General features: G+C 68.3%; 24 protein-coding genes and 1 pseudogene. 4 read left to right on the top strand and 21 right to left on the bottom strand.

What is annotated here, in order from left to right; all coding sequences use genetic code 11:
- Window positions 1-49: 49 nt before the first annotated feature.
- The 3 genes from nusB to ACJH5R_RS05120 are packed head-to-tail and all read right to left on the bottom strand — an operon-like array spanning window position 50 to window position 2,256.
- Entirely contained in the window at window positions 50-571 is a 522-nt protein-coding gene (nusB, locus tag ACJH5R_RS05130) for a transcription antitermination factor NusB (RefSeq protein ID WP_406759283.1), read from the bottom strand.
- Between the two features lie 2 nt (window positions 572-573).
- The gene (efp, locus tag ACJH5R_RS05125; RefSeq protein ID WP_024442176.1) at window positions 574-1,137 is read right to left on the bottom strand and encodes an elongation factor P; all 564 of its coding nucleotides are present in this window, start codon (window positions 1,135-1,137) and stop codon (window positions 574-576) included.
- A 15-nt stretch (window positions 1,138-1,152) separates the two neighbouring features.
- Window positions 1,153-2,256 (bottom strand): M24 family metallopeptidase, encoded by a 1,104-nt coding sequence (locus tag ACJH5R_RS05120; RefSeq protein ID WP_406759282.1) that lies wholly within the window; start codon window positions 2,254-2,256, stop codon window positions 1,153-1,155.
- A gap of 33 nt (window positions 2,257-2,289) precedes the next feature.
- Between ACJH5R_RS05120 and ACJH5R_RS05115 the strand changes: the two genes are divergently transcribed.
- Entirely contained in the window at window positions 2,290-3,012 is a 723-nt protein-coding gene (locus ACJH5R_RS05115) for a B-4DMT family transporter (RefSeq protein ID WP_406759281.1), read from the top strand.
- Here ACJH5R_RS05115 and aroQ read toward each other — a convergent pair.
- The 14 genes and pseudogenes from aroQ to ACJH5R_RS05045 all read right to left on the bottom strand — a co-directional run bounded on the left by aroQ (window position 2,973) and on the right by ACJH5R_RS05045 (window position 16,817).
- Window positions 2,973-3,422, bottom strand: coding sequence for a type II 3-dehydroquinate dehydratase (gene aroQ / locus ACJH5R_RS05110; RefSeq protein ID WP_406759280.1), 450 nt, complete (start codon window positions 3,420-3,422; stop codon window positions 2,973-2,975). The genes ACJH5R_RS05115 and aroQ overlap by 40 nt on opposite strands.
- Window positions 3,419-4,525, bottom strand: a complete 1,107-nt coding sequence (gene aroB / locus ACJH5R_RS05105) for a 3-dehydroquinate synthase (RefSeq protein WP_406759279.1) — start codon at window positions 4,523-4,525, stop codon at window positions 3,419-3,421. The genes aroQ and aroB overlap by 4 nt, the downstream gene beginning before the upstream one ends.
- A gap of 101 nt (window positions 4,526-4,626) precedes the next feature.
- A pseudogene (locus tag ACJH5R_RS05100) lies at window positions 4,627-5,142 on the bottom strand (shikimate kinase); the annotation flags it as partial.
- 3 nt (window positions 5,143-5,145) lie between these two features.
- On the bottom strand, window positions 5,146-6,363 hold the full coding sequence (aroC, locus tag ACJH5R_RS05095) for a chorismate synthase (protein ID WP_406759278.1): 1,218 nt from the start codon (window positions 6,361-6,363) through the stop codon (window positions 5,146-5,148).
- 123 nt (window positions 6,364-6,486) lie between these two features.
- Complete coding sequence (locus ACJH5R_RS05090; protein ID WP_406759277.1) at window positions 6,487-6,870, bottom strand: hypothetical protein; 384 nt, start codon at window positions 6,868-6,870, stop codon at window positions 6,487-6,489.
- Window positions 6,871-7,055: 185 nt separating this feature from the next.
- Window positions 7,056-7,484, bottom strand: a complete 429-nt coding sequence (locus ACJH5R_RS05085) for a prepilin peptidase (protein ID WP_406759377.1) — start codon at window positions 7,482-7,484, stop codon at window positions 7,056-7,058.
- 19 nt (window positions 7,485-7,503) lie between these two features.
- Entirely contained in the window at window positions 7,504-8,340 is an 837-nt protein-coding gene (locus ACJH5R_RS05080) for a shikimate dehydrogenase (RefSeq protein ID WP_406759276.1), read from the bottom strand.
- The gene (gene mltG, locus ACJH5R_RS05075; protein ID WP_406759275.1) at window positions 8,318-9,508 is read right to left on the bottom strand and encodes an endolytic transglycosylase MltG; all 1,191 of its coding nucleotides are present in this window, start codon (window positions 9,506-9,508) and stop codon (window positions 8,318-8,320) included. The genes ACJH5R_RS05080 and mltG overlap by 23 nt, the downstream gene beginning before the upstream one ends.
- Before the next feature lie 76 nt (window positions 9,509-9,584).
- Window positions 9,585-10,118 carry a Holliday junction resolvase RuvX gene (gene ruvX, locus ACJH5R_RS05070; RefSeq protein ID WP_406759274.1) on the bottom strand — a complete coding sequence of 178 codons (534 nt, stop codon included), beginning with the start codon at window positions 10,116-10,118 and terminating at the stop codon, window positions 9,585-9,587.
- Window positions 10,115-12,817, bottom strand: a complete 2,703-nt coding sequence (alaS, locus tag ACJH5R_RS05065; RefSeq protein ID WP_406759273.1) for an alanine--tRNA ligase — start codon at window positions 12,815-12,817, stop codon at window positions 10,115-10,117. Before alaS ends, ruvX begins: the two co-directional genes overlap by 4 nt.
- 84 nt (window positions 12,818-12,901) lie before the next feature.
- The gene (locus tag ACJH5R_RS05060) at window positions 12,902-13,300 is read right to left on the bottom strand and encodes a secondary thiamine-phosphate synthase enzyme YjbQ (protein WP_406759376.1); all 399 of its coding nucleotides are present in this window, start codon (window positions 13,298-13,300) and stop codon (window positions 12,902-12,904) included.
- Window positions 13,301-13,337: 37 nt separating this feature from the next.
- Window positions 13,338-14,243, bottom strand: coding sequence for an HpcH/HpaI aldolase/citrate lyase family protein (locus ACJH5R_RS05055; protein WP_406781417.1), 906 nt, complete (start codon window positions 14,241-14,243; stop codon window positions 13,338-13,340).
- Between the two features lie 25 nt (window positions 14,244-14,268).
- A complete protein-coding gene (locus ACJH5R_RS05050) occupies window positions 14,269-15,453 on the bottom strand; it encodes a CaiB/BaiF CoA transferase family protein (RefSeq protein WP_406759375.1) in 1,185 nt (394 codons plus the stop codon).
- Window positions 15,454-15,461: 8 nt separating this feature from the next.
- Window positions 15,462-16,817 (bottom strand): LLM class flavin-dependent oxidoreductase, encoded by a 1,356-nt coding sequence (locus tag ACJH5R_RS05045; RefSeq protein WP_406759271.1) that lies wholly within the window; start codon window positions 16,815-16,817, stop codon window positions 15,462-15,464.
- A gap of 68 nt (window positions 16,818-16,885) precedes the next feature.
- On the opposite strand from ACJH5R_RS05045, the gene ACJH5R_RS05040 reads away from it, so the two are divergent.
- Window positions 16,886-17,545, top strand: a complete 660-nt coding sequence (locus ACJH5R_RS05040; protein ID WP_406759270.1) for a GntR family transcriptional regulator — start codon at window positions 16,886-16,888, stop codon at window positions 17,543-17,545.
- 135 nt (window positions 17,546-17,680) lie between these two features.
- Window positions 17,681-18,736 (top strand): histidine phosphatase family protein, encoded by a 1,056-nt coding sequence (locus tag ACJH5R_RS05035; RefSeq protein WP_406781416.1) that lies wholly within the window; start codon window positions 17,681-17,683, stop codon window positions 18,734-18,736.
- 1 nt (window position 18,737) lies between these two features.
- Here the strand turns inward: ACJH5R_RS05035 and ACJH5R_RS05030 are convergent, their stop codons facing one another.
- From ACJH5R_RS05030 to ACJH5R_RS05020, 3 genes are all read right to left on the bottom strand, one after another.
- A complete protein-coding gene (locus ACJH5R_RS05030; protein WP_406759268.1) occupies window positions 18,738-20,075 on the bottom strand; it encodes a replication-associated recombination protein A in 1,338 nt (445 codons plus the stop codon).
- A 50-nt stretch (window positions 20,076-20,125) separates the two neighbouring features.
- On the bottom strand, window positions 20,126-21,235 hold the full coding sequence (locus ACJH5R_RS05025) for an NDMA-dependent alcohol dehydrogenase (protein ID WP_406759267.1): 1,110 nt from the start codon (window positions 21,233-21,235) through the stop codon (window positions 20,126-20,128).
- Between the two features lie 108 nt (window positions 21,236-21,343).
- Window positions 21,344-22,186 (bottom strand): DUF3097 domain-containing protein, encoded by an 843-nt coding sequence (locus ACJH5R_RS05020; RefSeq protein WP_406759266.1) that lies wholly within the window; start codon window positions 22,184-22,186, stop codon window positions 21,344-21,346.
- Window positions 22,187-22,548: 362 nt separating this feature from the next.
- Here ACJH5R_RS05020 and ACJH5R_RS05015 point away from each other — a divergent pair, with 362 nt between their 5' ends.
- Window positions 22,549-22,977, top strand: a complete 429-nt coding sequence (locus tag ACJH5R_RS05015; protein ID WP_406759265.1) for a transglycosylase family protein — start codon at window positions 22,549-22,551, stop codon at window positions 22,975-22,977.
- Window positions 22,978-22,980: 3 nt separating this feature from the next.
- On the opposite strand, the gene ACJH5R_RS05010 is transcribed toward ACJH5R_RS05015, so the two are convergent.
- The gene (locus tag ACJH5R_RS05010; RefSeq protein ID WP_406759264.1) at window positions 22,981-23,394 is read right to left on the bottom strand and encodes a PaaI family thioesterase; all 414 of its coding nucleotides are present in this window, start codon (window positions 23,392-23,394) and stop codon (window positions 22,981-22,983) included.
- Between the last annotated feature and the right edge of the window lie 2 nt (window positions 23,395-23,396).

The raw sequence follows: 23,396 nt of genomic DNA, 5'->3' as shown, positions 1-23,396 counted from the left end.
TTAGCGACCCCCGGCCCCCTCAGCCGGCAGGCTCGCGAGAGCGCGGCGATCAGTCCTGCGGGGTGGCTTCGGAGTCGGGCTCACCGGATGCGGCCGCAGGTTCAGTCGCCCCGCGAACGGCCAGCGACGCGGCCCGCAGCTGCGGGGTCACCAGCATCACCTGGCCGAGCACGCCGTTGACGAATCCGGGCGACTCGTCGGTGGACAACTCCTTGGCCAGCTTGACCGCTTCGTCCACGGCGACCGGCTCCGGCACGTCGTCGGCGTGCAGCAACTCCCAGATCGCCACCCGCAGAATCGCCCGGTCCACCGCCGGCAGCCGCTCCAGTTTCCAGCCCTGCAGGTGCGAGGTGATCAGGTCGTCGATATGGGCGGCGTGCTCGGTCACCCCTCGGGCCACCGTGACGGTGTACGGGTGCAGCGGTGACACGTCGGGCTGCTCACTGGCCAGTGCCGTTCGCAGCTCCGCGCCCTGCGCCGGGGTCAGGCCCCGGGCTTCGGACTCGAAGAGCACGTCAACGGCACGCTTACGGGCTTGGTGCCGGCCTTTAACCGGCTTGCCAGCAGGCATGGTCAGGAGTTAACCCGTCCCAGGTAGCTGCCGTCGCGGGTGTCGACCTTCAGCTTGTCTCCGGTGTTGATGAACAGCGGCACGTTGATCTGGGCGCCGGTCTCCATGGTGGCCGGCTTGGTGCCCGCGCTGGACCGGTCGCCCTGCAGGCCGGGCTCGGTGTGGGTGACCTCCAGCTCGACGCTGACCGGCAGCTCCAGGTACAGCGGGACCCCGTTGTGGAAGGCGATCTGCACCAGCATGCTCTCCAGCAGGTAGTTCGCCGAGTCGCCGACCAGCGATTCGGGCAGCGGGTGCTGCTCGTAGTCCTCGCTGTCCATAAACACGAAGTCGTTGCCGTCGCGGTACAGGTAGGTGGCGTCGCGGCGGTCGACGGTGGCGGTCTCCACCTTCACACCGGCGTTGTAGGTCTTGTCCACGACCTTGCCCGACACCACATTCTTGAGCTTGGTGCGCACGAAGGCCGGACCCTTGCCCGGCTTGACGTGCTGAAACTCGGTGATCTGCCACAGCTGGCCGTCGATCACCAGCACCAGCCCGTTCTTGAAGTCAGCAGTTGAAGCCACGGTCGTTCACGTCTCCTAGAGAATGGTCAGTTCCTTGGGGAACCGAGTCAGCAGGTCCGGGGCCTGCCCGGCAGTATCAGCGACCACGAGCGTGTCCTCGATACGGACCCCGCCACGATCAGCCAGATAGACGCCGGGCTCTACGGTCACCACAGCACCGGCAAGCAGTGTACCGTCGGCCGCCGCATTGATTCCCGGCGCTTCGTGAATCCGCAGCCCGACCCCGTGACCGAGGCCGTGGCCGAAGGTCTCGGCGTAGCCGGCCTCGGCGATCACCGTGCGCGCGGCCGCGTCGACGTCGCGCAGTTCCGCACCCGGTTGCAACGCCTCGCGACCGGCCCGCTGCGCCGCTTCGACCACCTGGTAGATCTCGCGTTGCCAGTCGGCGGGCGGCCCCAGCACGAAGGTGCGGGTCATGTCGGAGTGATAACCGGCCACCAGCGCGCCGAAGTCGATCTTGACGAAGTCGCCGGCGGCCAGCACCGCGTCGGTGGGCCGGTGATGCGGAATCGCCGAGTTGGGGCCGGTGGCCACGATGGTCTCGAACGACGCGGCGTCCGCGCCGTGGTCGAGCATCAGGGCCTCCAGTTCCCGTCGGACCTCACGTTCGGTGCGCCCCGGCCGCAGGCCGCCGCGCTCCACCAGTTCACCCAGGGCCGCGTCGGCAGCCTCGCAGGCCAGCCGCAACAGGGCCACCTCGCCGGCGTCTTTGACCTCGCGCAGCGCCTCCACGGTGTTCGAGGCCCGCACCAGCTCGACGGCGTCCTCGATCCCGCACAGGGCCGCCGACAACGCCTCGTATCCGTCCACGGTGACCACGTGACCCTCAAATCCCACCCGGCGCGCGCCAGCCGCCGCAGCCTGCGTGACCAGGTACCGGGCTCCGGCCCGTTCGATCGCGACCTGCAGGTCGGGGGCCTGCCGGGCAGCCTGAGTGCGATAGCGGCCGTCGGTCGCCAGCACCGGCGGCCGATCGTCGGCATAGACCAGCAGGGCCCCGGCCGACCCGGTGAATCCGGACAGATAGCGCACGTTGATCAGGTCGGTGACCAGCATCGCGTCCAGGTCTGCGGCGCAGATCTCGGCACTCAGACGCGCCCGACGGGAGGAATGTGTCACGCGGTGTGACGGTACTCGCTACGCTGTGGCCCCATGAGCAAGTGGTTTCTGCGCGGGCTGGTGTTCGCTGCACTGATGGTCGTGGTCCGCCTCATCCAGGGGGTGCTGATCAACGCCTTCGAGGCGCAGGCCGGTCTGATCAGCCTGGCGTTGATGATCTTGTTCGCGATCGCGGTATTCGTCTGGGGCCGTTCCGACGGCCGCGCGGACGCCAAGGCCACCGCCGATCCGGACCGACGCGCTGACCTCGCCATGACCTGGCTGGGTGCCGGCCTGGTCGCCGGGCTGCTCAGCGGGTTCGTCTCATGGCTCATCGGCCAGGTCGACAAGGCGCTCTACATCAGCACGTTCTTCAACGAGCTGACCAGCTTCGCGGCCTTCACCGCGCTACTGGTCTTCGTGGTGGCAGTGGCCGCCGTGGCGCTGGGTCGCCGCGCCATCGACAAGGAGTACGAGAAGCATCCCGAGCGCCGCCCGGTCCCGGCCGCCGAGGCCGAGAGCCAGCCGGCGACCGACGTGTTCGCCACCGTCGGCGCTCCCGCGCTGGCCGCCGAAGAGGCCGGCGCCGCGCAGACCGAGGCCGCCGCGCCTGCCGTCGACGCGACGCTGGGCAGCCCCGCCGGTCTATCTGGGGGCTTCACCACCGAGGAGATCCCGGCCGACGCCGACGCCACCACCGAGATCCCGGTGATCGAGGACACTGGCGTCACCGAAGCTCAGTCGGACGACTCGCCCTCCGACGACTCGACCAAGTAGCGCAGCGCCAGCAGGTAACCGCGCACCCCGAAGCCGACGATCACCCCGTTGGCAATCGGGCTCAGGTAGGAGTGCCGCCGAAAGTCTTCGCGGGCATGCACATTGGAGATGTGCAGCTCGATGAGCGGGGCGGGCAGTTCAGCGCAGGCGTCACGCAGCGCCACCGAGGTGTGGGTCAGGCCGCCGGCGTTGAGGATCACCGGTTCGGCGGCGTCGGCCGCGGAATGAATCCACTCCAGCAGCTCGGCTTCGCTGTCGCTTTGGCGCACCACGACGTCGACCCCGAGTTCGGCCGCTTCACGCTCGATCAACGCCTCTAGGTCCGCATAGCTGGTGCTGCCGTAGACATCCGGCTCACGCCGGCCCAACCGCTGCAGGTTAGGGCCGTTGATGACGTTGATCCGGTTCATCGCCGCTCCAATCGGAATCGCCGTCCCACCTCGTCGTAGGCGGCCGCCAGCAGCATCGGGTCGGGTCCTTCCAGCCGGCCCGGCTTCGCCAGACCGTCGAGCACCACGAACCGCAGTACCCCGGCCCGAGTCTTCTTGTCCCCCATCATGTATTCCAGCAGCGCGGGCAGCGCGTCCTCGTAGTAGCTGACCGGCAGCCCGAGCGACAGCAGGATCGAGCGATGCCGGTCCGCGGTCGCGTCGTCGAGGCGTCCGGTGATGCGGGCCAGCTCGGCGGCGAACACCAATCCCACGGACACCGCGTCGCCGTGGCGCCATTGGTAGTGCTCCAGCGCTTCGATCGCGTGCGCCAGAGTGTGGCCGTAGTTGAGGATCTCGCGAAGGTCCGACTCTTTCTCGTCGGCGGCGACCACCTCGGCCTTGACGGTGATGGCACGCCTGATCAGCTCGCCCAGCACCTCTCCCGCCGGATCCATCGCCGCCACCGGATCGGCCTCGATCAGGTCCAGGATCACCGGATCGGCGATGAAGCCGGCTTTGACGATCTCCGGCATGCCCGCGACGATCTCGCGCTGCGGCAACGTCTCCAGGGTGGCCAGGTCGACGACGACGGCGGCGGGCTGATGGAACGCACCGACCAGGTTCTTGCCGGCTTCGGTGTTGATTCCTGTCTTGCCGCCGACCGCGGCGTCCACCATGGCCAGCAATGTGGTGGGCACATGCACGATCGAAATACCGCGCAGCCAGGTCGCCGCCGCGAATCCCGCGACGTCGGTCGCGGCGCCGCCGCCGAGGCTGACCAGGGCGTCGCGTCGGTCCAGGCCGATGCGGCCCAGCACGTCCCAGATGAAGCCCAGCACCTGCAGCGATTTTCCGTCCTCGGCGTCCGGGATCTCGATGCGGTGCGCCTCGATCCCCTTGTCGGCCAAGTACGTTCGGATACCCTCCGCGGTCGCTTCCATGGTCGGCTGGTGCAGGATCGCGACCTTGTTGCGCCCGGCAAGCAACCCGGCGAGATCACCGAGTAGGCCTTTACCGATCACCACCGGGTACGGCGGGTCGGTGGCCACCGTCACGGTGATCGGCTCGGGAATGTCGGTCACTTGCGTCCTCCGGTCTGTCGGGCGGCCAGGGTGGCGGGTGTGGGCGGGGTAACCGGCGGGGCGGCAGGGCCTGGTGCCGCCGGTTGTGGTTGTGTCCGGCCGGCGGGTGCTCCGGCCTCCAGCCGAGACACGATATAGCGCACCACCGCACCCGGGTTACGCCGGTTGGTGTTGACGCGGATCGTCGCTAGCCTGCGGTACAGCGGCACCCGCTGCGACATCAGCTCGCGAAACTTCTCGGCCCGGCCGGGACCGGCGAGCAGGGGCCGGACCGTGCTGCCGCTGGTGCGCCGCACGCCTTCGGCGGCGCTGATCTCCAGGAACACCACCGTGTGTCCGGCCAGCGCATCGCGCACCCCGGGGGTGGTGACGGCTCCCCCGCCAAGCGACAGCACACCGGCATGCTCGTCCAGCGCCTCCCGAATCACGTCTTCCTCGATGCGGCGGAATTCGGGTTCGCCGTCGGTGGCGAAGATGTCGGCGATGGTGCGGCCGGTGCGAGCCTCGATGGCGGCATCGGTGTCGAGCATCTCAACGTCGAGGGCCTTGGCCAGGCGCCGTCCTATCGTGGACTTGCCCGCCCCGGGCAACCCCACCAGAACCGCTCTGGGCGCCATGGGCTACCCCGAGGCCCGTTCCTGGTCGCCCGCGGGCACGCGGTCGGCGACCGAACGTCGGTAGGCCTCGATGTTGCGCCGGGTTTCGGTCAGCGAGTCGCCACCGAACTTGTCCAGCGCGGCGCGGGCCAGCACCAATGCCACCATGGCTTCAGCCACCACACCGGCGGCCGGCACCGCGCACACGTCGGAGCGCTGATGAATCGCGACCGCTTCCTCGCCGGTGGCCATGTCGACGGTGGCCAGTGCCCGCGGCACCGTGGAGATCGGCTTCATCGCCGCACGCACCCGCAGCGGCAGCCCGTTGGTCATACCGCCCTCCAGCCCGCCGGCCCGGTTGGTGGAGCGCACCACTCCATCGGGGCCGGGGTACATCTCGTCATGGGCCGCACTGCCGCGCCGGCGGGCGGTGGTGAAACCGTCACCGATCTCGACACCCTTGATGGCCTGGATGCCCATGATCGCCGCAGCCAGTTGACTGTCGAGGCGGTCATCACCGCTGATGAATGAGCCCAGGCCGATCGGCAGGCCCGACACGACCACCTCGACGACACCGCCCAGGGTGTCGCCGTCGGCCTTGGCCGCCTCGATCTCGGCGATCATGGATTCCTGAGCGCCCGCGCCGAAGGCCCGCACCGGGCTGGCATCGATAGCGGCCAGGTCGGCCGGTTGCGGCACCGGACCGTCGTAGGGATCGGAGGCGCCGATCGAGATCACGTGGGAGATCACCTGGACGCCCAGGGCCTGGTCCAGGAATGCCCGCGCAATGGTGCCCGCGGTGACGCGGGCGGCCGTCTCGCGTGCGCTGGCACGTTCGAGTACCGGGCGAGCGTCGTCGAAGCCGTACTTGAGCATGCCGGCGAAGTCGGCGTGGCCGGGCCGTGGCCGGGTCAGCGGCGCGTTGCGGGCGCCACCCTCGCTGTCCAGCACTGCCGGGTCGACCGGATCGGTCGCCATCACCGTTTCCCACTTGGGCCACTCGGTGTTGCCGATCTCGACGGCGATCGGACCGCCCAGGGTGATGCCGTGGCGCACCCCGGACAGCACGGTGACCGCGTCGGCCTCGAACTTCATCCGGGCCCCGCGGCCGTACCCCAGCCGGCGGCGAGCCAGCTGATCGGCGATGTCAGCCGAGGTGACGGCCACTCCGGCGACCATGCCCTCGACCATGGCCACCAACGCGCGACCGTGCGATTCCCCGGCGGTTATCCAACGCAACACGTGTCCCATCTTCCCATGCCGGTCAGGCCCGCCCGGGCTTGGAGGAGTTTACGGTTGCCCACACACGCTGCTCAGCGCAGCGACAACCGGGATTCGATCCGGTTCGCGACCCGTTAGCCGGGTTCAGGAACCGTTTTTGAGGATCAGGTAGGTGACGGCGTCGGGGCCGTTGCTGGGTGAGGTCACCGCGTTGAGCTGACTACCCGCATTGCCGACCACCCCGTCGAGGATCTGGTCGAAGTCCTCCGCGGAGGTCTCCGGGTCGATCAGCACTAACGGCGATTCACCCGGCGGGACAGCGGAACTCGGGTCCAGCAGGTAGCCGCCGAAGGAGTCCGCGTTAGCGGCTGAGGTCTGCGCAAACAGGTCCAGCCACTGCACGGTGGCGTCGTTTCCTTCGGCGCTGGACAGCTGAATCGCCGGAACCTGCACGTCAGGCAGCGACGGTGATGCCATGTTGCTGGCAAGAACGATGCCCCCACCGACGGCAACCACAGCAGCTGCCACGCCCCCAACTACAGCTCGCTTCACGGTCACCCCCTCTGGCTACGCACCGGTCAGCAGCAGTTCAATACGGTCGATGCTACCTAATAATGGGCTGAGCGGCAAACGTTTCCTGGCAAGGTCACAGTCGACGTTAATTTGCGTTCCCTGAGCTTTATCCCGCGAATGGCCGTCGGCACACACCCGGTTCAGGCCATCCCCAGTGCCGCTGCCGCCGCGCTGGCCAGGCACATCGACGGTCCGTGCGGCACCGTCCGCCCGCGGCCCGCCATGGCCACGCCCAGCCCGCACAGCGCGGTCAGCAGGGGCGCGGACACCGCGGCCAGCAGCCACACGTCGGCACCGAAGGAGCCGGTCAGCGCGCCGAGCGCGACGGCCAGCTTGACGTCGCCGGCACCCAATCCTGCCGGGGCGATCAGGTGGACGACCAGGTAGACCCCGGTCAGAGCCGCCGCGCCGACCAGCGCCGCGGGCCCTCTGCCGACCGCGGCCGCCACCGCCGGCACCAGCACCGCCGCGGGCAGCGTCAACCAATTCGGCAGCCGCCGCTGCCGGATGTCGTAGCCACTCAGCAGGGTCAGCCACACCAGCACTGAAGCCGCCCCCACCGCCTCCATCCCGTCCATGGCGCCATGCTCAGGCGAGGTCGGCCACCGCGCAAGTCATCTCCGCGCGGGGCGCGGGCCGACCGGTGAACAGCTCGACCTGAGTGAACGCCTGGTGCAACAGCATCTGCAGGCCGCTGATCACGGTGCCGCCGGCGGTCGCCACCGCCGCTGCCAGCGGCGTCGGCCACGGGTCGTAGATGGCGTCCAGCAGCACCGGCACCCCGGCCAGGACCGGCGCACACCGGGCGGCGACGTCGGCCGGAAGTGTGCTGACCAGCACCGAGGCATCGGTGGCCGCCGCGGCCAGGTCGGGGCCATCGAGTGCGCAGACGCGAGCCGACACACCGGCTTCGGTGGCCAAGGCCACCACCCTGGCGGCGTTGTCGGCGTTGCGGGCGGCCACCGTGATGTGGTCGGCACCCAGTTCGGCCAGTGCCACCACCGCGGCCGGGGCGGTGCCGCCAGAGCCCAGCACGATCGCTGCGCCCGACACCGGACCGGCCGAAGCGAGCGCCCCACTCACCCCGTCGGCGTCGGTGTTGTCGGCCAACCATCCGGTTGCCGTGCGAACCAGCGTGTTCGCCGAGCCGATGCGCTCGGCGCGCCGGGTGCGTTCGTCGGCAAACGCCAGGGCCGCGAATTTGCCCGGCATGGTGACCGAGACGCCGACCCATTCCGGTCCGAAGCCGGCAACCAGCGCCGGCAACTCCTCGGCCCCGCACTCAATGCGCTCATAGGTCCAGCCCTGCAGGCCGAGCGCCCGGTAGGCCGCCAGATGCAGCTGAGGTGACCGCGAGTGGGCGATCGGCGAACCCAGCACCGCGGCCCGGCGTGGCCCGAGGTCAGCGGGAGCTGTCGAGGACACCGTTGTCCAGCGCCATCTCGATGTTGTTCAGATGCTGCTGATAGTTGTGGGTGAACAGAGTGGTGCCGTCCTTGTCGATCGTCACGAAGTACAGCCAGTCGCCGGGCTCGGGATGCTCGGCGGCATGCAGCGCGTCCACTCCCGGTGAGCAGATCGGGGTGGCGGGCAGACCATCGGAGGCGTAGGTGTTCCACGGCGTCACCTTGGCCCGATCGGCGTCGGTGGTAGCCACCTCCTGGCGGTCCAGCGGATAGTTGACCGTCGAGTCGAACTCCAGCCGCTGCGGCTCCCCCAGCCGGTTGTCGATCACCCTGGCGACTTTGGCGAAGTCGTGCGGCAGGGCTTCGCGTTGCACCAGCGATGCCACCACCAGCATCTCGTAGGGAGTCATGCCCAACTGCTCGGCGGTGCCGGAAAGGCCGGACCTATCCAGCTCCGCACTGCTCTGGCTGATCAGTTTCGCCAGCACGGTCGGTGCCGGCGCGGTCGGGTCGACGTTCCAGGTGCCCGCCGTGATCAGGCCCTCGATGCGGCGGTGATCGCGGCCCATCTTGCTGACCGGACCGAGCGCCCACTCCGGCACGGACAGCGACTGCGGTGTCTCGGTCTCCGCAGCGCGACGCAGGTCCTGGGCCTTGAGACAGTGATGATCGTCGTTGAGGTCCAGGCAGCTGGCCTCGGCGATCAGGGTGAACACCCCCGGGGTCACCCGGTCGGTCTTCATGTCGGTGGTGTCGTCGAGCTGACGACCCTCCGGAATCACCAGCTTGCCCACCCGATTCTTCGGGTCGGTGAGCTGCTGTACCGCTGTGGCGGCCGGGATCTCCGCCCGCAGCCGGTAGAAGCCAGGCTGGATCGCCGCGATGGCGGCGTTGCCCTGCGCGGCAGTGAGGAACGTTCCGACGTTGGCGATCACCCCGGCATCGAGCATCGTTTCCGCGATCGCGGTGGTGAAGTCGCCCTCGTGCACCTCGATCAGTACCTGCTGGCCGCCCTCGCCGGTGAAGTCGACGACGGGACCGCTGGAGTGCCAGAGCTTGGAGGCCAGGAAAACGCCGGCGATTCCGACCAGGACGACCAGGGCGACACCAAGTCCGCGGGCCAGCCGGCGGTGCCGGTTGTGCTGGCGCCGCCGGCGGTTCTCACGGGCCCGCTCGGTGCGGCTCATCCGGCGCCTCGGGGGTCCGACCGCTACCGGTTGGGCCTTGTTCCCGGGCTTGTCGTGAGCCGTCCCGGGTCGTTGATCAGACACCGTTGTCCTCCGTCGGCGCAGCCGGGGCCGGTGAGCACAGGGCCCGGCGCTGGTCGAGCCAGCTCTGCAGGATCGTCACCGCGGCGGCCTGGTCGATCACCGAACGCTGATGTTTGGAGCGCACCCCGGCCTCATGCAGTGACCGGGCCGCGCTGACGGTGCTCAGGCGTTCGTCGGCCAGCCGCACCGGGGCGAGCCGACGGCGCCCGGCCAGGACCCGGACCAGGTCGTCTGCCACCGCGATGGCGTCCTCGGCGGCCGAGCCAGCTCGGTCGGCCAGGGTGCGGGGCAACCCCACCACCACTTCGACGACGTCGTATTCGTCGGCCAGGTCGGCCAGCCGACGCAGGTGCGAACCGGATGCGTGTCGGCGCACGGTTTCCACCGGCGTCGCCAACAGTCCGTCGGGGTCGCTGCACGACACCCCGATACGCACACTGCCCACATCCACCCCGAGCCGTCGTCCGCGGCCGGGATCGTCCGGCCCGCCGGGCCGGTCCGGGGTGCGATGGTGGGGTGAGGTCACGCCGGCGTGCTCCGGGCGACCGCCGCGCGGACCGCCGCCAGCGCGGCATCGATCCCGGTGGAGTCCTTTCCGGAGCCCTGTGCCAGGTCGGCTTTGCCGCCGCCGCGGCCTGATACCGCCGCCGCCAGGTCTTTGACCAGGTCGTCAGCGCGCAACCCGAGCTCTTGTGCGGCAGCGTTGGCGGCGACGACATACGGAACGCTGCCTTGCGAATCCGAACCGTCGGCGATCAACGCCACCACTGCGGGCTCCTCGCCCAGCTTGCCGCGGATGTCGCCGACCAGCGAACGCAGGTCGCCACCGCCGATCCCACCCGTCATCCGCTGCGCCACCAGGCGCACGTTACCGATTTGTTCGGCGCTGGCGGCGGCATTCGACGCAGCGGCGCGGGCATTTGCCAGCCGGGCGCGGTCAAGTTCCTTCTCGGCGGCCTTGAGACGCTCGACCAGGTTTGCCACCCGGGCCGGCACCTCCTCCGACGGCACCTTGAGCGAGGAGGCCAGCCCGGCCATCAGCGCCCGCTCCTTGGCCAGATGCCGGAACGACTCCAGCCCGACGTAGGCCTCGACGCGGCGCACCCCGGAGCCCACCGACGATTCACCCAGGATGGTGACCGGACCGATCTGCGCCGAATTGTGCACATGGGTGCCGCCACACAGTTCCAGTGAGAACGGCCCGCCGATCTCGACGACTCGCACCTTCTCGGGATACTTCTCACCGAACATCGCCATGGCGCCCATACTCTTGGCCTTCTCCAGGTCTTCGGTGAAGGTGTGCACCTCGAAGTCGGCCTGGACCGCCTCGTTGGTGACTTCCTCGACTTGCTGACGCTGGTCGTCGGTGAGCGCGCCCTGCCAGTTGAAGTCGAATCGCAGATAGCCCGGCCGGTTCAGCGATCCTGCCTGAACGGCGTTGGGGCCCAATACTTGTCGCAGCGCGGCGTGCACCATATGTGTACCCGAGTGGCCCTGCGTGGCGCCCTTTCGCCAGGCCTGGTCCACCGCCGCGGTGACGGTGTCACCTTCTACGAATTCACCGGAGGTGACGTTGACCCGGTGCACGAACAGCGTCTGGGCGATCTTCTGCACGTCGGTGACGGCCGCTCGGGCCGTTCCGGCGCTGATGGTGCCGGCGTCGGCGATCTGCCCGCCGGCCTCGGCGTAGAGCGGCGTGCGGTCCAGCACCAGCTCGACGTTGTCCGCGGCCATGCCCTTCTGGTCCTCGTGCGACACCACCGGTACACGCTTGCCGTCGACGAAGATGCCCAGGATGCGCGCTTCGGTGGTGAGCTCGTTGAAGCCGGTGAACTCGGTGGGGCCGGCGTCGATCAGTTCCCGGTAGGCGCTCAGGTCGGCGTGGGCGTGCTTGCGCGCGGCGGCGTCGGCTTTGGCGCGCTGGCGCTGCTCGGCCATCAAGCTGCGGAACCCGGCCTCGTCGACCTGCAGGCCGGCCTCAGAGGCCATTTCCAGGGTGAGTTCGATCGGGAAACCGTAGGTGTCGTGCAAGGCGAAGGCGTCGCTGCCCGACAGCACCGTGACCCCGGCGGACCGAGTGGCCGCCGCGGCGTCCTCGAACAGCTTCGAGCCTGAGGCCAGGGTGCGGTTGAACGCGGTCTCCTCGGCGACCGCGATCCGGTTGATCCGGTCGAAGTCGGTGACCAGTTCCGGATACGACGGGCCCATCGCGTCGCGCACCGTCGCCATCAGATCACCGACGATTGCGTCGTCGATGCCCAACAGCTTGGCCGAGCGGATCACCCGGCGCAGCAGCCGGCGCAGCACGTAGCCGCGGCCGTCGTTGCCGGGGCTCACCCCGTCGCCGATCAGGATGGCCGCGGTGCGGGAGTGGTCGGCGATGATCCGGTAACGCACGTCGTCGGCGTCGTTGCCGGTGTTATAGCCACGCGGCGCGCGGGTGGCTACCAGATCGATGACCGGGCGAACCAGGTCGGTCTCGTAGACGTTGTGCACGCCCTGGAGCAGGAACGCGACCCGCTCGATGCCCATCCCGGTGTCGATGTTCTGCCGCGGCAGCGGCCCGAGGATCTCGAAGTCCTCCTTGGAGGTGCCCTCGCCGCGCTCGTTCTGCATGAACACGAGGTTCCAGATCTCGATGTAGCGATCCTCGTTGGCGACCGGGCCGCCGTCGACACCGAACTCCGGGCCGCGGTCGTAGTAGATCTCCGATGACGGACCACACGGCCCGGGGATGCCCATCGACCAGTAGTTGTCGGCCATACCGCGGCGCTGAATCCGCTCGAGCGGCATTCCGGCGATCTCCTGCCACAGCGCGATGGCCTCGTCGTCGTCGAGATAGACCGTGGCCCATATCCGTTCGGGGTCCAGTCCGTAACCGCCGTCGGAGACGCTGCCCGTCAGCAACGTCCAGGCCAGCTCGATCGCCCCGCGCTTGAAGTAGTCGCCGAACGAGAAGTTGCCGGCCATCTGGAAGAAGGTGTTGTGCCGGGTGGTGATGCCCACCTCGTCGATATCCGGGGTCCGGATGCACTTCTGGATGCTGGTGGCGGTGGCATACGGCGGGGTGCGCTGGCCCAGGAAGAACGGCACGAACTGCACCATGCCGGCGTTGATGAACAACAAGTTGGGGTCATCCAGGATCACCGAAGCGCTCGGCACCTCGGTGTGGCCCGCTTTCACGAAGTGATCGAGGAAGCGTTTCCTGATCTCGTGTGTCTGCACTATCTATCGCTTCCCGCCGTCTCGCCCATTTAGACGGCACTACAGTACCGGGCTGCCGATCGTGTTCTCAGCAGGCAAGGATCCTCAGGTGGCGCCGCCGCCGACAAAGCTCAATCGCACACTTCGGCGAGGGTTGTCGCGGTTCAGGTCGACCAGGACCACCGACTGCCAGATGCCCAGTAGCGGTTCACCGTCGGCCACCGGAACCGTGATCGACGGTGCGACGATCGCCGGCAGCACGTGATCGGCGCCGTGTCCCGGCGATCCGTGCGCGTGCCGGTATCGGTCATCGCGCGGCAGCAGCCGCTCCAGCGTGTCGACCAGGTCGGAGTCGGATCCGGCGCCGGTCTCGATGATCGCGACCCCAGCTGTCGCATGCGGTACGAAGACGTTGCACAGCCCGTCACCGTGGCCGGCGCAGAACGACCGCACCTGATCGGTGAGGTCGACGGTGCGACGCCGGGCGGTGTCGATGTCGAGCACTTGGGTGTTCACGAGTTCCAGGGTAGGAGCTACCCGATCAGCACTTCCAGTTGATCATCGCCACCCGCGCCAGGGTGCGCTGCGCCATCTTCACGTGCGCGGCGTCGACCAGCACGCCGTCGACCCCGACTGCCCCTAGCCCCTTCGCCTCCCCGTCGCGGTAGGCGGCCATGTTGCGTTCGGCAAGTGCGACCTCCTGGGCGGTCGGCGAGAACACCCTGTTGGCGACCGGTATCTGGGTGGGATGGATCGCCCACTTGCCGGTGAAGCCGTACAGCGAAGACCTGCGGGCCTCGGACTCGTAGCCGCCCAGGTCGCCGTAGTCGGGGTAGGGCGAGTCGATGGCGTCGATACCGGCGATGCGAGCCGCGACCATCACCTTGTTGCGGGCGTAGTGCCAGAAGTCGCCCGGGTAGTCCCAGATCGGGACGAAGTTGGTGTCCACCCGCGCCCCCTGCGACAGCGAGAAGTCGCCGACCCCGAAGATCAGCGCGTCGATCCGCGGGCTGGCCTTGGCGATCTCCTCGGCATTGGCCAACCCCTCGACCTCCTCGATGAGCACCTCGAGGCGGATCTGGCGATTCAGACCGAGTTTGGCCTCCAGCTGGGTGAGCAGCAGGTCCACCCACCAGACGTCGCGGGCGGTGCAGGCCTTGGGGACCACGATGGTGTCCAGGTTGCGGCCCGCGGCGGTGACTACCTCGATGATGTCGTCGTGGCACCACTGGGTGTCCAGTCCGTTGATCCGGATGGCCCGCGCGGTGCGCCCCCAGTCCAGTTCGTTCAGCGCGGTGATGACCTTGGCGCGGGCGCCGACTTTCTCGGCGGGCGCGGTCGCATCCTCCAGGTCGAGGAAGACAAGGTCGGCCTGTGAGGCAGCCGCCTTGGCGAACATGTTGTCGTTGGCGGCAGGTACGGCCAACTCGGAACGGCGCAAAAGCATGGGGCGATCTCCTTGAGGTTCGGGGTCACAACACGCCGCGGGCGTGCAGGTCGTCGATGTCGGATGAGGTCAGGTCGAGCAGTTCGCGATAAACCTCGGCGTTGTGCTCTCCCAGGCGCGGGCCCAGGTGTTCAACGCGTCCGGTCGCGTCGGAGAAGCGCGGCACCGGAGCCTGGACGGTCATGGCGCCCAGTTCGTCGTCATCGATCTGGACGAAGACCCCGCGGTGCGTCAGCTGCTCGTCGGCGACCAGGTCGGTGATGTCGTACACCGCGGCGGCCGCGACCTGTTCGGCGTCGAACACCGCCATGGCCTCATCCAGGGTCCTGGTCGCCACCCAATCGGCGACCACCTGGTCGACTTCTCGGGCACGGGCCAGCCGGCGCTGCGGGTCGCTGAAGTCCGTGTCGTCGACCAGGTCGGTGCGCCCGATCGCCCGAAACACCCGCAGCGCCAACGCCGGTGAACTGCCCGACATGGCCAGCCAGCGGCCGTCGGCCGTGCGGTAGGTGTTGCGCGGCGCCGAGATGTCCCAACGGTTGCCGGCCCGGGTCGGCACCAGCCCGAGTTGGTCGTAGCCGAGCAGTGTCTGCTCCAGCAGGCGGGCCAGCGGGTCGACGAGGTTGACGTCGATCAGCTGCCCCGGTCCGCCGTGCACGTCACGGTGATACAGCGCCATCATCACCGCGTAGGCGGCGTTGAGCGACGCGACACCGTCGGCCAGCATGAACGGCGGCAGAGTGGGCGGCCCGTCAGCTTCACCGGTGATGTTGGCGAATCCACTCATCGCCTCACCGAGGGTCCCGAAGCCAGGCCGTTCACTCTTCGGACCCGAAAGCCCGAACCCGGTGATGTGCAGCATCACGATGCGGTCGTTGACCGCCCGCAACGCCTCGTAGTCCAACCTCCAACCGCGCAGGGTCTGTGGCCGGGTGTTCGCGATCACCACGTCGGCGCCGGCCACCAGTTTGCGCACCAACTCCTGGCCTTCGGGCACCCGCAGGTTGCAGGTGATCGAGCGCTTGTTGCGCGACACCGACTTCCACATCAGCCCGACCCCGTCACGCTGGTTGCCCCAGCTGCGAATGGGGTCCCCGGAGCCGGGTTGCTCGACCTTGATGACATCGGCACCGAACTCACCGAGGTAGGTGGCCACCAGCGGCGCCGCCGCCAAGCTGGCCAGGTCGAGCACCCGGATGCCGTGCAGCATCGCCCCCGTCATGCCGGTACGGCGGCCGCTGCGGGCCGGGGCAGGCCCAAATGCTCGCGCAGGGTATTGCCTTCATAGCGGGTGCGGAACAGTCCACGACGCTGCAGCTCAGGAACCACCATCCGGACCACGTCCTCGTAGGATCCCGGCGAATGCGTTGCGGCCAAGACGAATCCGTCACAGGCTCCGCCGTGGAACCACTCCTCCATCTGATCGGCGACCTGGACTCCGGTACCGACGAAACGCGGTCCCTGCAGCAGCGTGGCCCGATGCCCGGCCAGGTCGCGCAGTGTGATGTCACCGCCGATGTGGGTGCGCAGATTCTGCACCAGGCCGCGGATTCCCGAGACCGAGGCGATCAACTCGTCGGTGATCGGATCGTCGAGGTTGTGCTGCGCGAAGTCGTAGTTCATCAGCTCGGAAAGCAGCGTGAGCGACGCCATCGGGTGCACCAGGTCGTTGAGCAGGATCTGCTCGCGGTCTTTGGCCTGCGCCTCGGTCTCGCCGACCACCGCGTAGGCCATCGGGCAGAGCTTCACCGTGGCCGGGTCACGCCCCGACTCACCGATCCGTTCCTTCTGATCGGCGTAGTGACTGCGCGCCACCTCGATGCCCGGGTCGCCGGTGAAGATCAGATCCGCCCAGCGGGACGCGAAATCACGGCCCCGGCCTGACGATCCGGCCTGCAGGATCACCGGGCGGCCCTGCGGGGTGCGCGGCACGGTCAAGGGGCCACGCGAGGAGAAGTACTCACCGATGTGGTTGAGCTCGTGAACCTTGGCCGGGTCGGCGAAGATGCCGGCCCCGCGATCGGCCACGATCGCGCCGTCTTCCCAGGTGTCCCAGAGCCCGGCGACGACGTCGAGGAACTCGTCGGCGCGGTCGTAGCGTTCGTCGTGGCTCAGATGGCTTTCCAGGCCGTAGTTGTGGGCCTCACTGTCATTGACCGAGGTCACCACGTTCCACGCCGCCCGGCCGCCCGAGAGGTGGTCGAGGCTGGCGAACGTGCGGGCCACGTGGAACGGCGGGTAATAGGTGGTGGAGTACGTGGCGCCCAGGCCGATCTTCGAGGTCGCCTGGGCGAGGACGCCGAGCACGACGGACAGATCCAGCTTCACCGGCCGCGCGCCGTAGCGGACCGCGTCGGCGACCGAGCCGCCGTAGATGCCCGGCATGGCGAGTCGGTCGTCGAAGAACATCAGGTCGAAGCAGCCCTCTTCGAGCTGCCGACCGATCTTGGCGTAGTACGAGGCGTCGAGGTAGCCGTGCTCGGTGGCGGGATGGCGCCACGAGCCGGCGTACACCGAGGCGTTGCCGGCTTGCATGAAGGCGACCAGCGCCATCCGATCGGTCCGTTTCATCATGCCCCATACCTACCATCTGATATATCAGATATCAACTATTGGATTTCAAAACGTGTACGCTTCGGCCTGTGGCGGCCAACAATGTCGACATCGGGGGCACCGTGCGCGAGCGCGCGGCCCGCGAGCTGCGCAATCGCATCCTCACCGGTGAACTGGCGCCCGGAACCCGCCTCGACCTCGACGCCATCACCACGGAATTCGCCACCAGCCGCACGCCCGTCCGCGAGGCCCTGCTGGAGTTGTCCTACGAGGGCCTAGTGGAGGTTGCGCCGCGCAGCGGCGTCACGGTGATCGGCATCCGCCCCGAGGACGTGCTGGACAGCTTCACCATCCTGGGCGTGCTGACCGGCCAGGCCGCGGCCTGGGCCGCCGAGCGGATCACCCCCGCCGACGTCGAGCGTCTGCGCACGCTGGTCGCCGAAGTCGAGGAGCTGCGTGGCTCGGACGCCATCGGCGACGCCAACTGGGAGTTCCACCAGGAGATTCATCGGGCCGCGCATTCGCCGCAGCTGCTCATCCAGATCCGGCACGCGGCGCGGGTGGTACCGACGAACTTCCTGACGGTGTTCCCCGAACACGAGCACCATTCACTGGAAGACCATCGCAAGCTGGTCGCGGCGCTGGCCGCCGGGGACGCGGAGGCGTCGCGCGCCATCGCCGAGCAACACGTCCTCGACGCCGGACGCTCGCTGGCCGATTGGCTGAGCCAGGCCGGCTCGGCGGGCTGACTCTGCGCGTTTGCTGGCAATAGCCGCCGCAGCCACTGAAAGCCTCGATCGTCGCCGACCCGGATTGCTACCCTCGCCTGGGTTTTTCATGAGCGAACTCCGTGACACTGCTTACAGCGATGTTGGAGGCTTGAGATGGTCAACAAGTCCTACTGCTGCACCACCGCCGGGATCACGCTGCTGGGCGCCAGCCTGATCACGCCGATAGCCGCTCCGCCGCCGCTGCCGGCGCATGTCGTCGCAGACATCGCGCTGACCGCCCAAGACATCGTCATCGACATCGTCCGGCACGCCGAGGACATGGCGCCCGCCAACTCACGGATCCCGTTCTCCCCGGAGTTCCCCGGGGCGGGGATCAGCGATCTGGGCAAGCAGCAGGCGATCGACACCGCCAACCTGATCTTCGGCCAGGTCGGCGGTCCCGGCCACGTCGCCGGACTGTTCTCCGGACCGGACACCGACGCCCAGGACACCGCGGTGCCATTCGCCATGCTTCAGGGCATGGACCCGCAGATCCTCAACGGGCTGGTCGAGGTCGACGGCGGGATCTTCGCCAACCAACCGGTGCTGAGCCTCGGCGGCATCTACTACGACCTGGCCGTAGTGCTGTGGATGTTGGGCCTGGTCAACGCCTTTCAGATTCCCGGCGCCGACGAGTACAACGGGGTGGTGGTCAACGACAACTACACCGAGGCCATCAACGCGATGTATGCCGGCGCGCTGGCCAATCCGGTGGTCGGCGACGACGGCAACATCACCGCCGTGGGCTACACCAGCGAAGCGTCGATGATGATCTGGACCATGCTCAACGTGAAGAACCCCGATCCGATGGCGCTGGTCAACGAGCTGATCTCGTCGTTACAGAACGGCGGATCGCCCGGGCTGGTCCCGAACGCCGGGCTGATCCAGCTCGCGGGCAACCCCGAGGACGGCTGGACGCTGCTCAGTTGGGCCGGGCAAGAGGTCCCGGAGAATCCGGGCGTGCTGGGCGATGCGTTCCTGATCTGGCGCGACCTGGTGCTGCCTCCGCAGGTGGCAGTCGATCACGTTGTCGACGCCCTGATCTCGGGTGACTCGACGGCGCTCACCGCGGCATTCCAGGACGGCCTGACCGGCATCTCCACGGCGCTGGAAGCACTTCCGGACACGCTGAACAACCTGTTCGCCGACCTCGCCGCCGGCACCTGGTGAGCTAGCGGCGCCGGATGATCGCCCGCAACCGCGCCAACCGCCCGGCGATCTCGCGTTCGGCTCCCCTGCCGGTCGGCTGGTAGTAGTCCACCCCGACCAGATCGTCGGGTGGATATTGTTGCGGCACAACGCCGTCCGGATGATCGTGGGCGTATCGATAGCCGACCGCATTGCCCAGTGACTGCGCTCCGGCGTAGTGCCCGTCGCGCAGGTGCGCCGGAACCGCCCCGGCTTTGCCTGCCCTGATGTCGGCCATCGCCGCGCCCAACGCGGTGGTCACCGCGTTGGACTTCGGCGCGGTCGCCAGGTGCACGGTGGCGTGGGCCAGGGTCAGTTGCGCCTCGGGCATGCCGATCAGTGCGACGGTCTGCGCGGCGGCTACCGCGGTCTGCAGCGCGGTCGGGTCGCCCATCCCGATGTCCTCGCTGGCCAGAATCATCAGCCGGCGGGCGATGAACCGCGGGTCCTCCCCCGCGACCAGCATCCGCGCCAGGTAGTGCAGCGCGGCGTCGACGTCGGAGCCGCGCACCGACTTGATGAACGCACTGATGACGTCGTAGTGCTGATCGCCGTCCCGGTCATAACGCACCGCGGCCTGATCCAGCGATCCCTCGACGATCTCGACGGTTACCCGCTTGCCCGCCTCAGCGGCCACTTCCAGCGCGGTCAAGGCCCGGCGGGCGTCGCCGGCGGCCAGCCGGACCAGTAGGTCGACGGCGTCGGGCGCCACCTCGATACGTCCGGCCAGGCCGCGTTCGTCGTCGATGGCGCGACGCACCACTCTGGCGATGTCCTCGGGCTCCAGCGGCCTCAGCTGCAGGATCAGCGACCGGCTCAGCAGCGGCGCCACCACCGAGAACGACGGGTTCTCGGTGGTGGCCGCCACCAGCAGCACCACCCGGTTTTCCACCGCGGCCAGCAACGCGTCCTGCTGGGTTTTGGAGAACCGGTGCACCTCATCGATGAACAACACGGTCTGCTCGCCGTAAGCGGCCGCGCGCCGCGCGGTGTCGATCACGGCCCGCACCTCTTTGACCCCGGCACTCAGCGCCGAGAGCGCCTCGAACCGGCGGCCGGTGGCGCCGGAGATCAGCGAGGCCAGCGTGGTCTTTCCGGTGCCGGGCGGACCGTAGAGGATGACCGAGGCCGCCCCGGAACCGTCGACCAGCCGGCGCAGCGGAGAGCCCTGCCCCAGCAGGTGATCCTGGCCGACCACCTCGTCCAGGGACGCGGGCCGCATCCGCACCGCCAACGGCGTGGCGGCCGCGCCGGGCCCATTCGGTTCGGGCGCCGGCGCACCGCTGAGGTCGAACAGTCCATCGGACACGACTTCAGGCATACCACGCGCACCCGCCGCCCGCTGTCACCCGCCCCGGCGGCGCCGCCACGTCAGCGGTGCACGATCACCCCCCGGATGTTCTTGCCGTCACGCAGATCCTGGTAACCCTCGTTGACCTGCTCCAGGGTGTAGCGCCGGGTCACCAGCTCGTCGAGCTTGAGCTGGCCGGCGTCGTAGAGGCGCAGCAGTCGCACGATGTCGTACTGCGGGTTCGCCCCTCCGAACAGCGTCCCTTTGATCGTCTTGCCGAACAGCGCCAACATGGTGCCCGACACCTGCACGTCGAGGTCCTCCAACCGAGCCATCGCCGCGATCACGACGGTGCCGCCCTTGCCGACGGTGTTGATCGCGGCGGTCGTGACGGCCTCACCGAGGTCGCCGACGGTGATCAGCGCCTGGTCGGCCATCTGACCCCAGGTCAGCTCGGCGATCTTGGCCATCGCCTCATCCGCGGTGGCGAACGCGTGCGTGGCGCCCAGCTTCAAGGCGGTCTCGCGTTTGAACTCCACCGGATCGACCGCCACTACGTACTTGGCGCCGGCATGCGCGGCGCCCTGCACGGCATTGATGCCTACGCCGCCGATGCCGTAGACGACCACGGTGTCCCCGGCACGCACCCCGCCGTCATAGTTGGCCGTCGCCCAGCCGGTGGGCACCCCGCAGCCGGCCAGCACCGCGGTCTCCAACGGCAGCCAATCATCGACCTTGACCACCGAGTGCTGCGAGACCGTCGCCCGCTCGGCGAAGGTGCCCAGCATGCAGAACCCGCCGTAATCGGTCCCGCCCGCGTGGAATCGGAACGTGCCGTCGGGCATACAGCCCTCCAGGATGGTGGCCCCCATGTCGCACAGGTTCTGCCGTCCGGTCGAGCAGTAGCGACAGGACCCGCAGCTGGGGATGAAGCAGCACACCACGTGATCCCCGGGCTTGACCTTGGTGACCCCGGGGCCGACGTCCTCGATGATCCCGGAGCCCTCGTGCCCGCCGACGATCGGGAACCGCGACGGCCAGTCACCGTCGGCCAGGTGCAGGTCCGAATGACACAGTCCGGCCGCGGTGAACTTGATCAGCACCTCGCCCGGACCGGGCCCGTCCAGGTCCAGCTCCATGATCTCGAAGGGCTGGTTGGGCGCATGCGCCACGGCGGCAATTGTTTTCATGCCTGCCATCCAACCGGCTCAGGCGGCCACGGTGGCCCGATTCAACCGGATTGCTAACCGCCAAATTGCCACGCCGGTCCAGCTTCGCCTCTCCTGCGTCGACGCTCGCTAACCGCCGGGTTGCGTCACGAAGTCGATCAACTCCTCGACCCGGCCGATCAGCTCCGGTTCCAGGTCGGTCCAGTCCCGCACCCGGCCCCGGATGCGCTGCCAGGCGGCGGCGATGTCGGCCTGTCCGGCGTGCGGCCAGCCCAGCGCGGCGCAGATCCCGTGCTTCCACTCCACGTTGCGCGGGATCTTCGGCCACGTCTGCAAGCCGAGCCGGCCCGGCTTCACCGCCTGCCAGATGTCGACGTAGGGATGCCCGACGATCAGGGTGTGGGCACCTCCTGGCCCGCGGCGCACGGCCTCGGCGATGCGGGTCTCCTTGGATCCGTCCACCAGGTGGTCGACCAGTACCCCGAGTCGTCGGCCAGGCCCGGGCTGGAATTCGGCGACGATGCCGGCCAGGTCGTCGATGCCGCCGAGGTATTCGACCACCACACCTTCGATGCGCAGATCCTCGCCCCAGACCTGCTCGACGAGTTCGGCGTCGTGGCGACCCTCGACGTAGATCCGGCTGGCCAGCGCGACCTTCGCGCGCGCGCCGCGCACCGCCACCGAACCCGACGCCGTCCGGGCCGGGCCCGTAGGTGCGGTCGGGCGCGGCTCGGTCAGAATCACCGGTTTGCCGTCGATCAGGTAGCCGGGGCCGACGGGGAATCCGCGGGTGCGGCCGTGCCGGTCCTCAAGGTCCATCCGTCCGTAGGCGACCCGCACGACGGCACCGACATAGCCGGTTTGGGCGTCTTCGACCACCATGCCGCGTTCCACCGGCACCTCGACCGAGCGGACTTTGCGGGCGCTGTGCGGGTTCTCGGCGAGGATGTCGGTTCCATAGCGGTCGGCCACCCGAGGCAGCCTAGGGGCGTCCGGCCGTGCCGCCGGGGAACCGGGCGCGCGATTCCGTCAATTTTTTCTCGGCTAGCGCCGCGGCAGAGGGCGCGCACTCCGCGAGTACCAACCACCACTGCAGTCCCAACAGTCACTTCAGAAACATTGGTAACTCAAAATTCTCTTAATTTCTAAGAGATCTCTCGCAACATATGTAACAATCACAACTTCGTTAACTCAAACAACTGTTGTTTACTTTTGCCTCAATTTATAACAGCAAACTCATTTGCATCTTTAGGTGACCAAAATGTGCAATTTCATCATTTATCGCGTTATGCTCGGAAACCTCACTGATAGACACCTATCACGGAGGTTGTGATATGTACCGGAACACGGCACGGCGTGTCGTGCAGCTTGGACGGCGGCAACTGACTTGGGCCACGTCCGGGCTGATCACCGGGGGGATTGTGGGCACGCTGCTGTCCTCGGCAGGAGTGGCCCATGCGGACAACATGGCGATGGGCTGGGATGCGGTCGCACAATGCGAATCGGGCGGCAACTGGGCCGCCGATACCGGCAACGGTTTCTACGGTGGCCTGCAGTTCAAGCCATCGACGTGGCGCGCATTCGGCGGTGTGGGATCTCCGGCGAAGGCATCGCGGGAAGAACAGATTGCCGTCGCCACTCGGGTGCTCGATGAGCAGGGCCCGTATGCCTGGCCGAAATGCGGACCGGGACGCGTATTCCCGTCGTCGGTGAAAGGCTGGGTGCCGCCGGCCATGCGCCAGCTGCTCAAACCGTTCTGGTGAGCCCTACTGCGGCTTCGGCGACAACACCGCCTGGGTCTGGGTGACCCGGGCGACCAGCTTGCCGTTGTCGTCGCTCAAGTCGGTCTGCACGACGATCGTCGTCCGCCCTACATGCAGCGGAATGCTGGTCGCAGTCACCGCGCCATCGCGCACCGCGCGGAAGAAGTTGGTCTTCGACTCTATGGTCGAGGTGCTCGCACCCTGCGGCAGATTGACCACCGCGCATACCGCTCCGGCGGTGTCGGCGAACGCCATCAGCGCTCCCCCGTGCAACATCCCGCCGGTGGTGCAGCGCTCCGGGGCCCATGCCATGGTCGCGCGCACCTCTTGCGGTGACAGTTCAGCGATCTCGATCTCCAGCGCCGCCGCGAAGGGCATGTTGGCAACGACCAATCGGGCGAACTCAGCCGAATCCATGC

The organism is Mycobacterium sp. SMC-19 (assembly GCF_045310815.1).
In the GTDB taxonomy this organism is placed as follows: domain Bacteria; phylum Actinomycetota; class Actinomycetes; order Mycobacteriales; family Mycobacteriaceae; genus Mycobacterium.
The sequence above is the reverse complement of the archived record's forward strand: the minus strand, read 5'-3'. Positions and strand labels throughout refer to the sequence as shown.

Excerpts from the sequence above, each read along its gene's own strand:
- nusB (WP_406759283.1), bottom strand. The coding sequence starts at position 571 with ATGCCTGCTGGCAAGCCGGTTAAAGGCCGGCACCAAGCCCGTAAGCGT.
- ACJH5R_RS05115 (WP_406759281.1), top strand. The coding sequence starts at position 2,290 with ATGAGCAAGTGGTTTCTGCGCGGGCTGGTGTTCGCTGCACTGATGGTC.
- aroQ (WP_406759280.1), bottom strand. The coding sequence starts at position 3,422 with ATGAACCGGATCAACGTCATCAACGGCCCTAACCTGCAGCGGTTGGGC.
- ACJH5R_RS05085 (WP_406759377.1), bottom strand. The coding sequence starts at position 7,484 with ATGGAGGCGGTGGGGGCGGCTTCAGTGCTGGTGTGGCTGACCCTGCTG.
- mltG (WP_406759275.1), bottom strand. The coding sequence starts at position 9,508 with ATGAGCCGCACCGAGCGGGCCCGTGAGAACCGCCGGCGGCGCCAGCAC.
- ACJH5R_RS05055 (WP_406781417.1), bottom strand. The coding sequence starts at position 14,243 with ATGCTTTTGCGCCGTTCCGAGTTGGCCGTACCTGCCGCCAACGACAAC.
- ACJH5R_RS05050 (WP_406759375.1), bottom strand. The coding sequence starts at position 15,453 with ATGCTGCACGGCATCCGGGTGCTCGACCTGGCCAGCTTGGCGGCGGCG.
- ACJH5R_RS05045 (WP_406759271.1), bottom strand. The coding sequence starts at position 16,817 with ATGATGAAACGGACCGATCGGATGGCGCTGGTCGCCTTCATGCAAGCC.
- ACJH5R_RS05035 (WP_406781416.1), top strand. The coding sequence starts at position 17,681 with ATGGTCAACAAGTCCTACTGCTGCACCACCGCCGGGATCACGCTGCTG.
- ACJH5R_RS05030 (WP_406759268.1), bottom strand. The coding sequence starts at position 20,075 with ATGCCTGAAGTCGTGTCCGATGGACTGTTCGACCTCAGCGGTGCGCCG.
- ACJH5R_RS05025 (WP_406759267.1), bottom strand. The coding sequence starts at position 21,235 with ATGAAAACAATTGCCGCCGTGGCGCATGCGCCCAACCAGCCCTTCGAG.
- ACJH5R_RS05015 (WP_406759265.1), top strand. The coding sequence starts at position 22,549 with ATGTACCGGAACACGGCACGGCGTGTCGTGCAGCTTGGACGGCGGCAA.
- ACJH5R_RS05010 (WP_406759264.1), bottom strand. The coding sequence starts at position 23,394 with ATGGATTCGGCTGAGTTCGCCCGATTGGTCGTTGCCAACATGCCCTTC.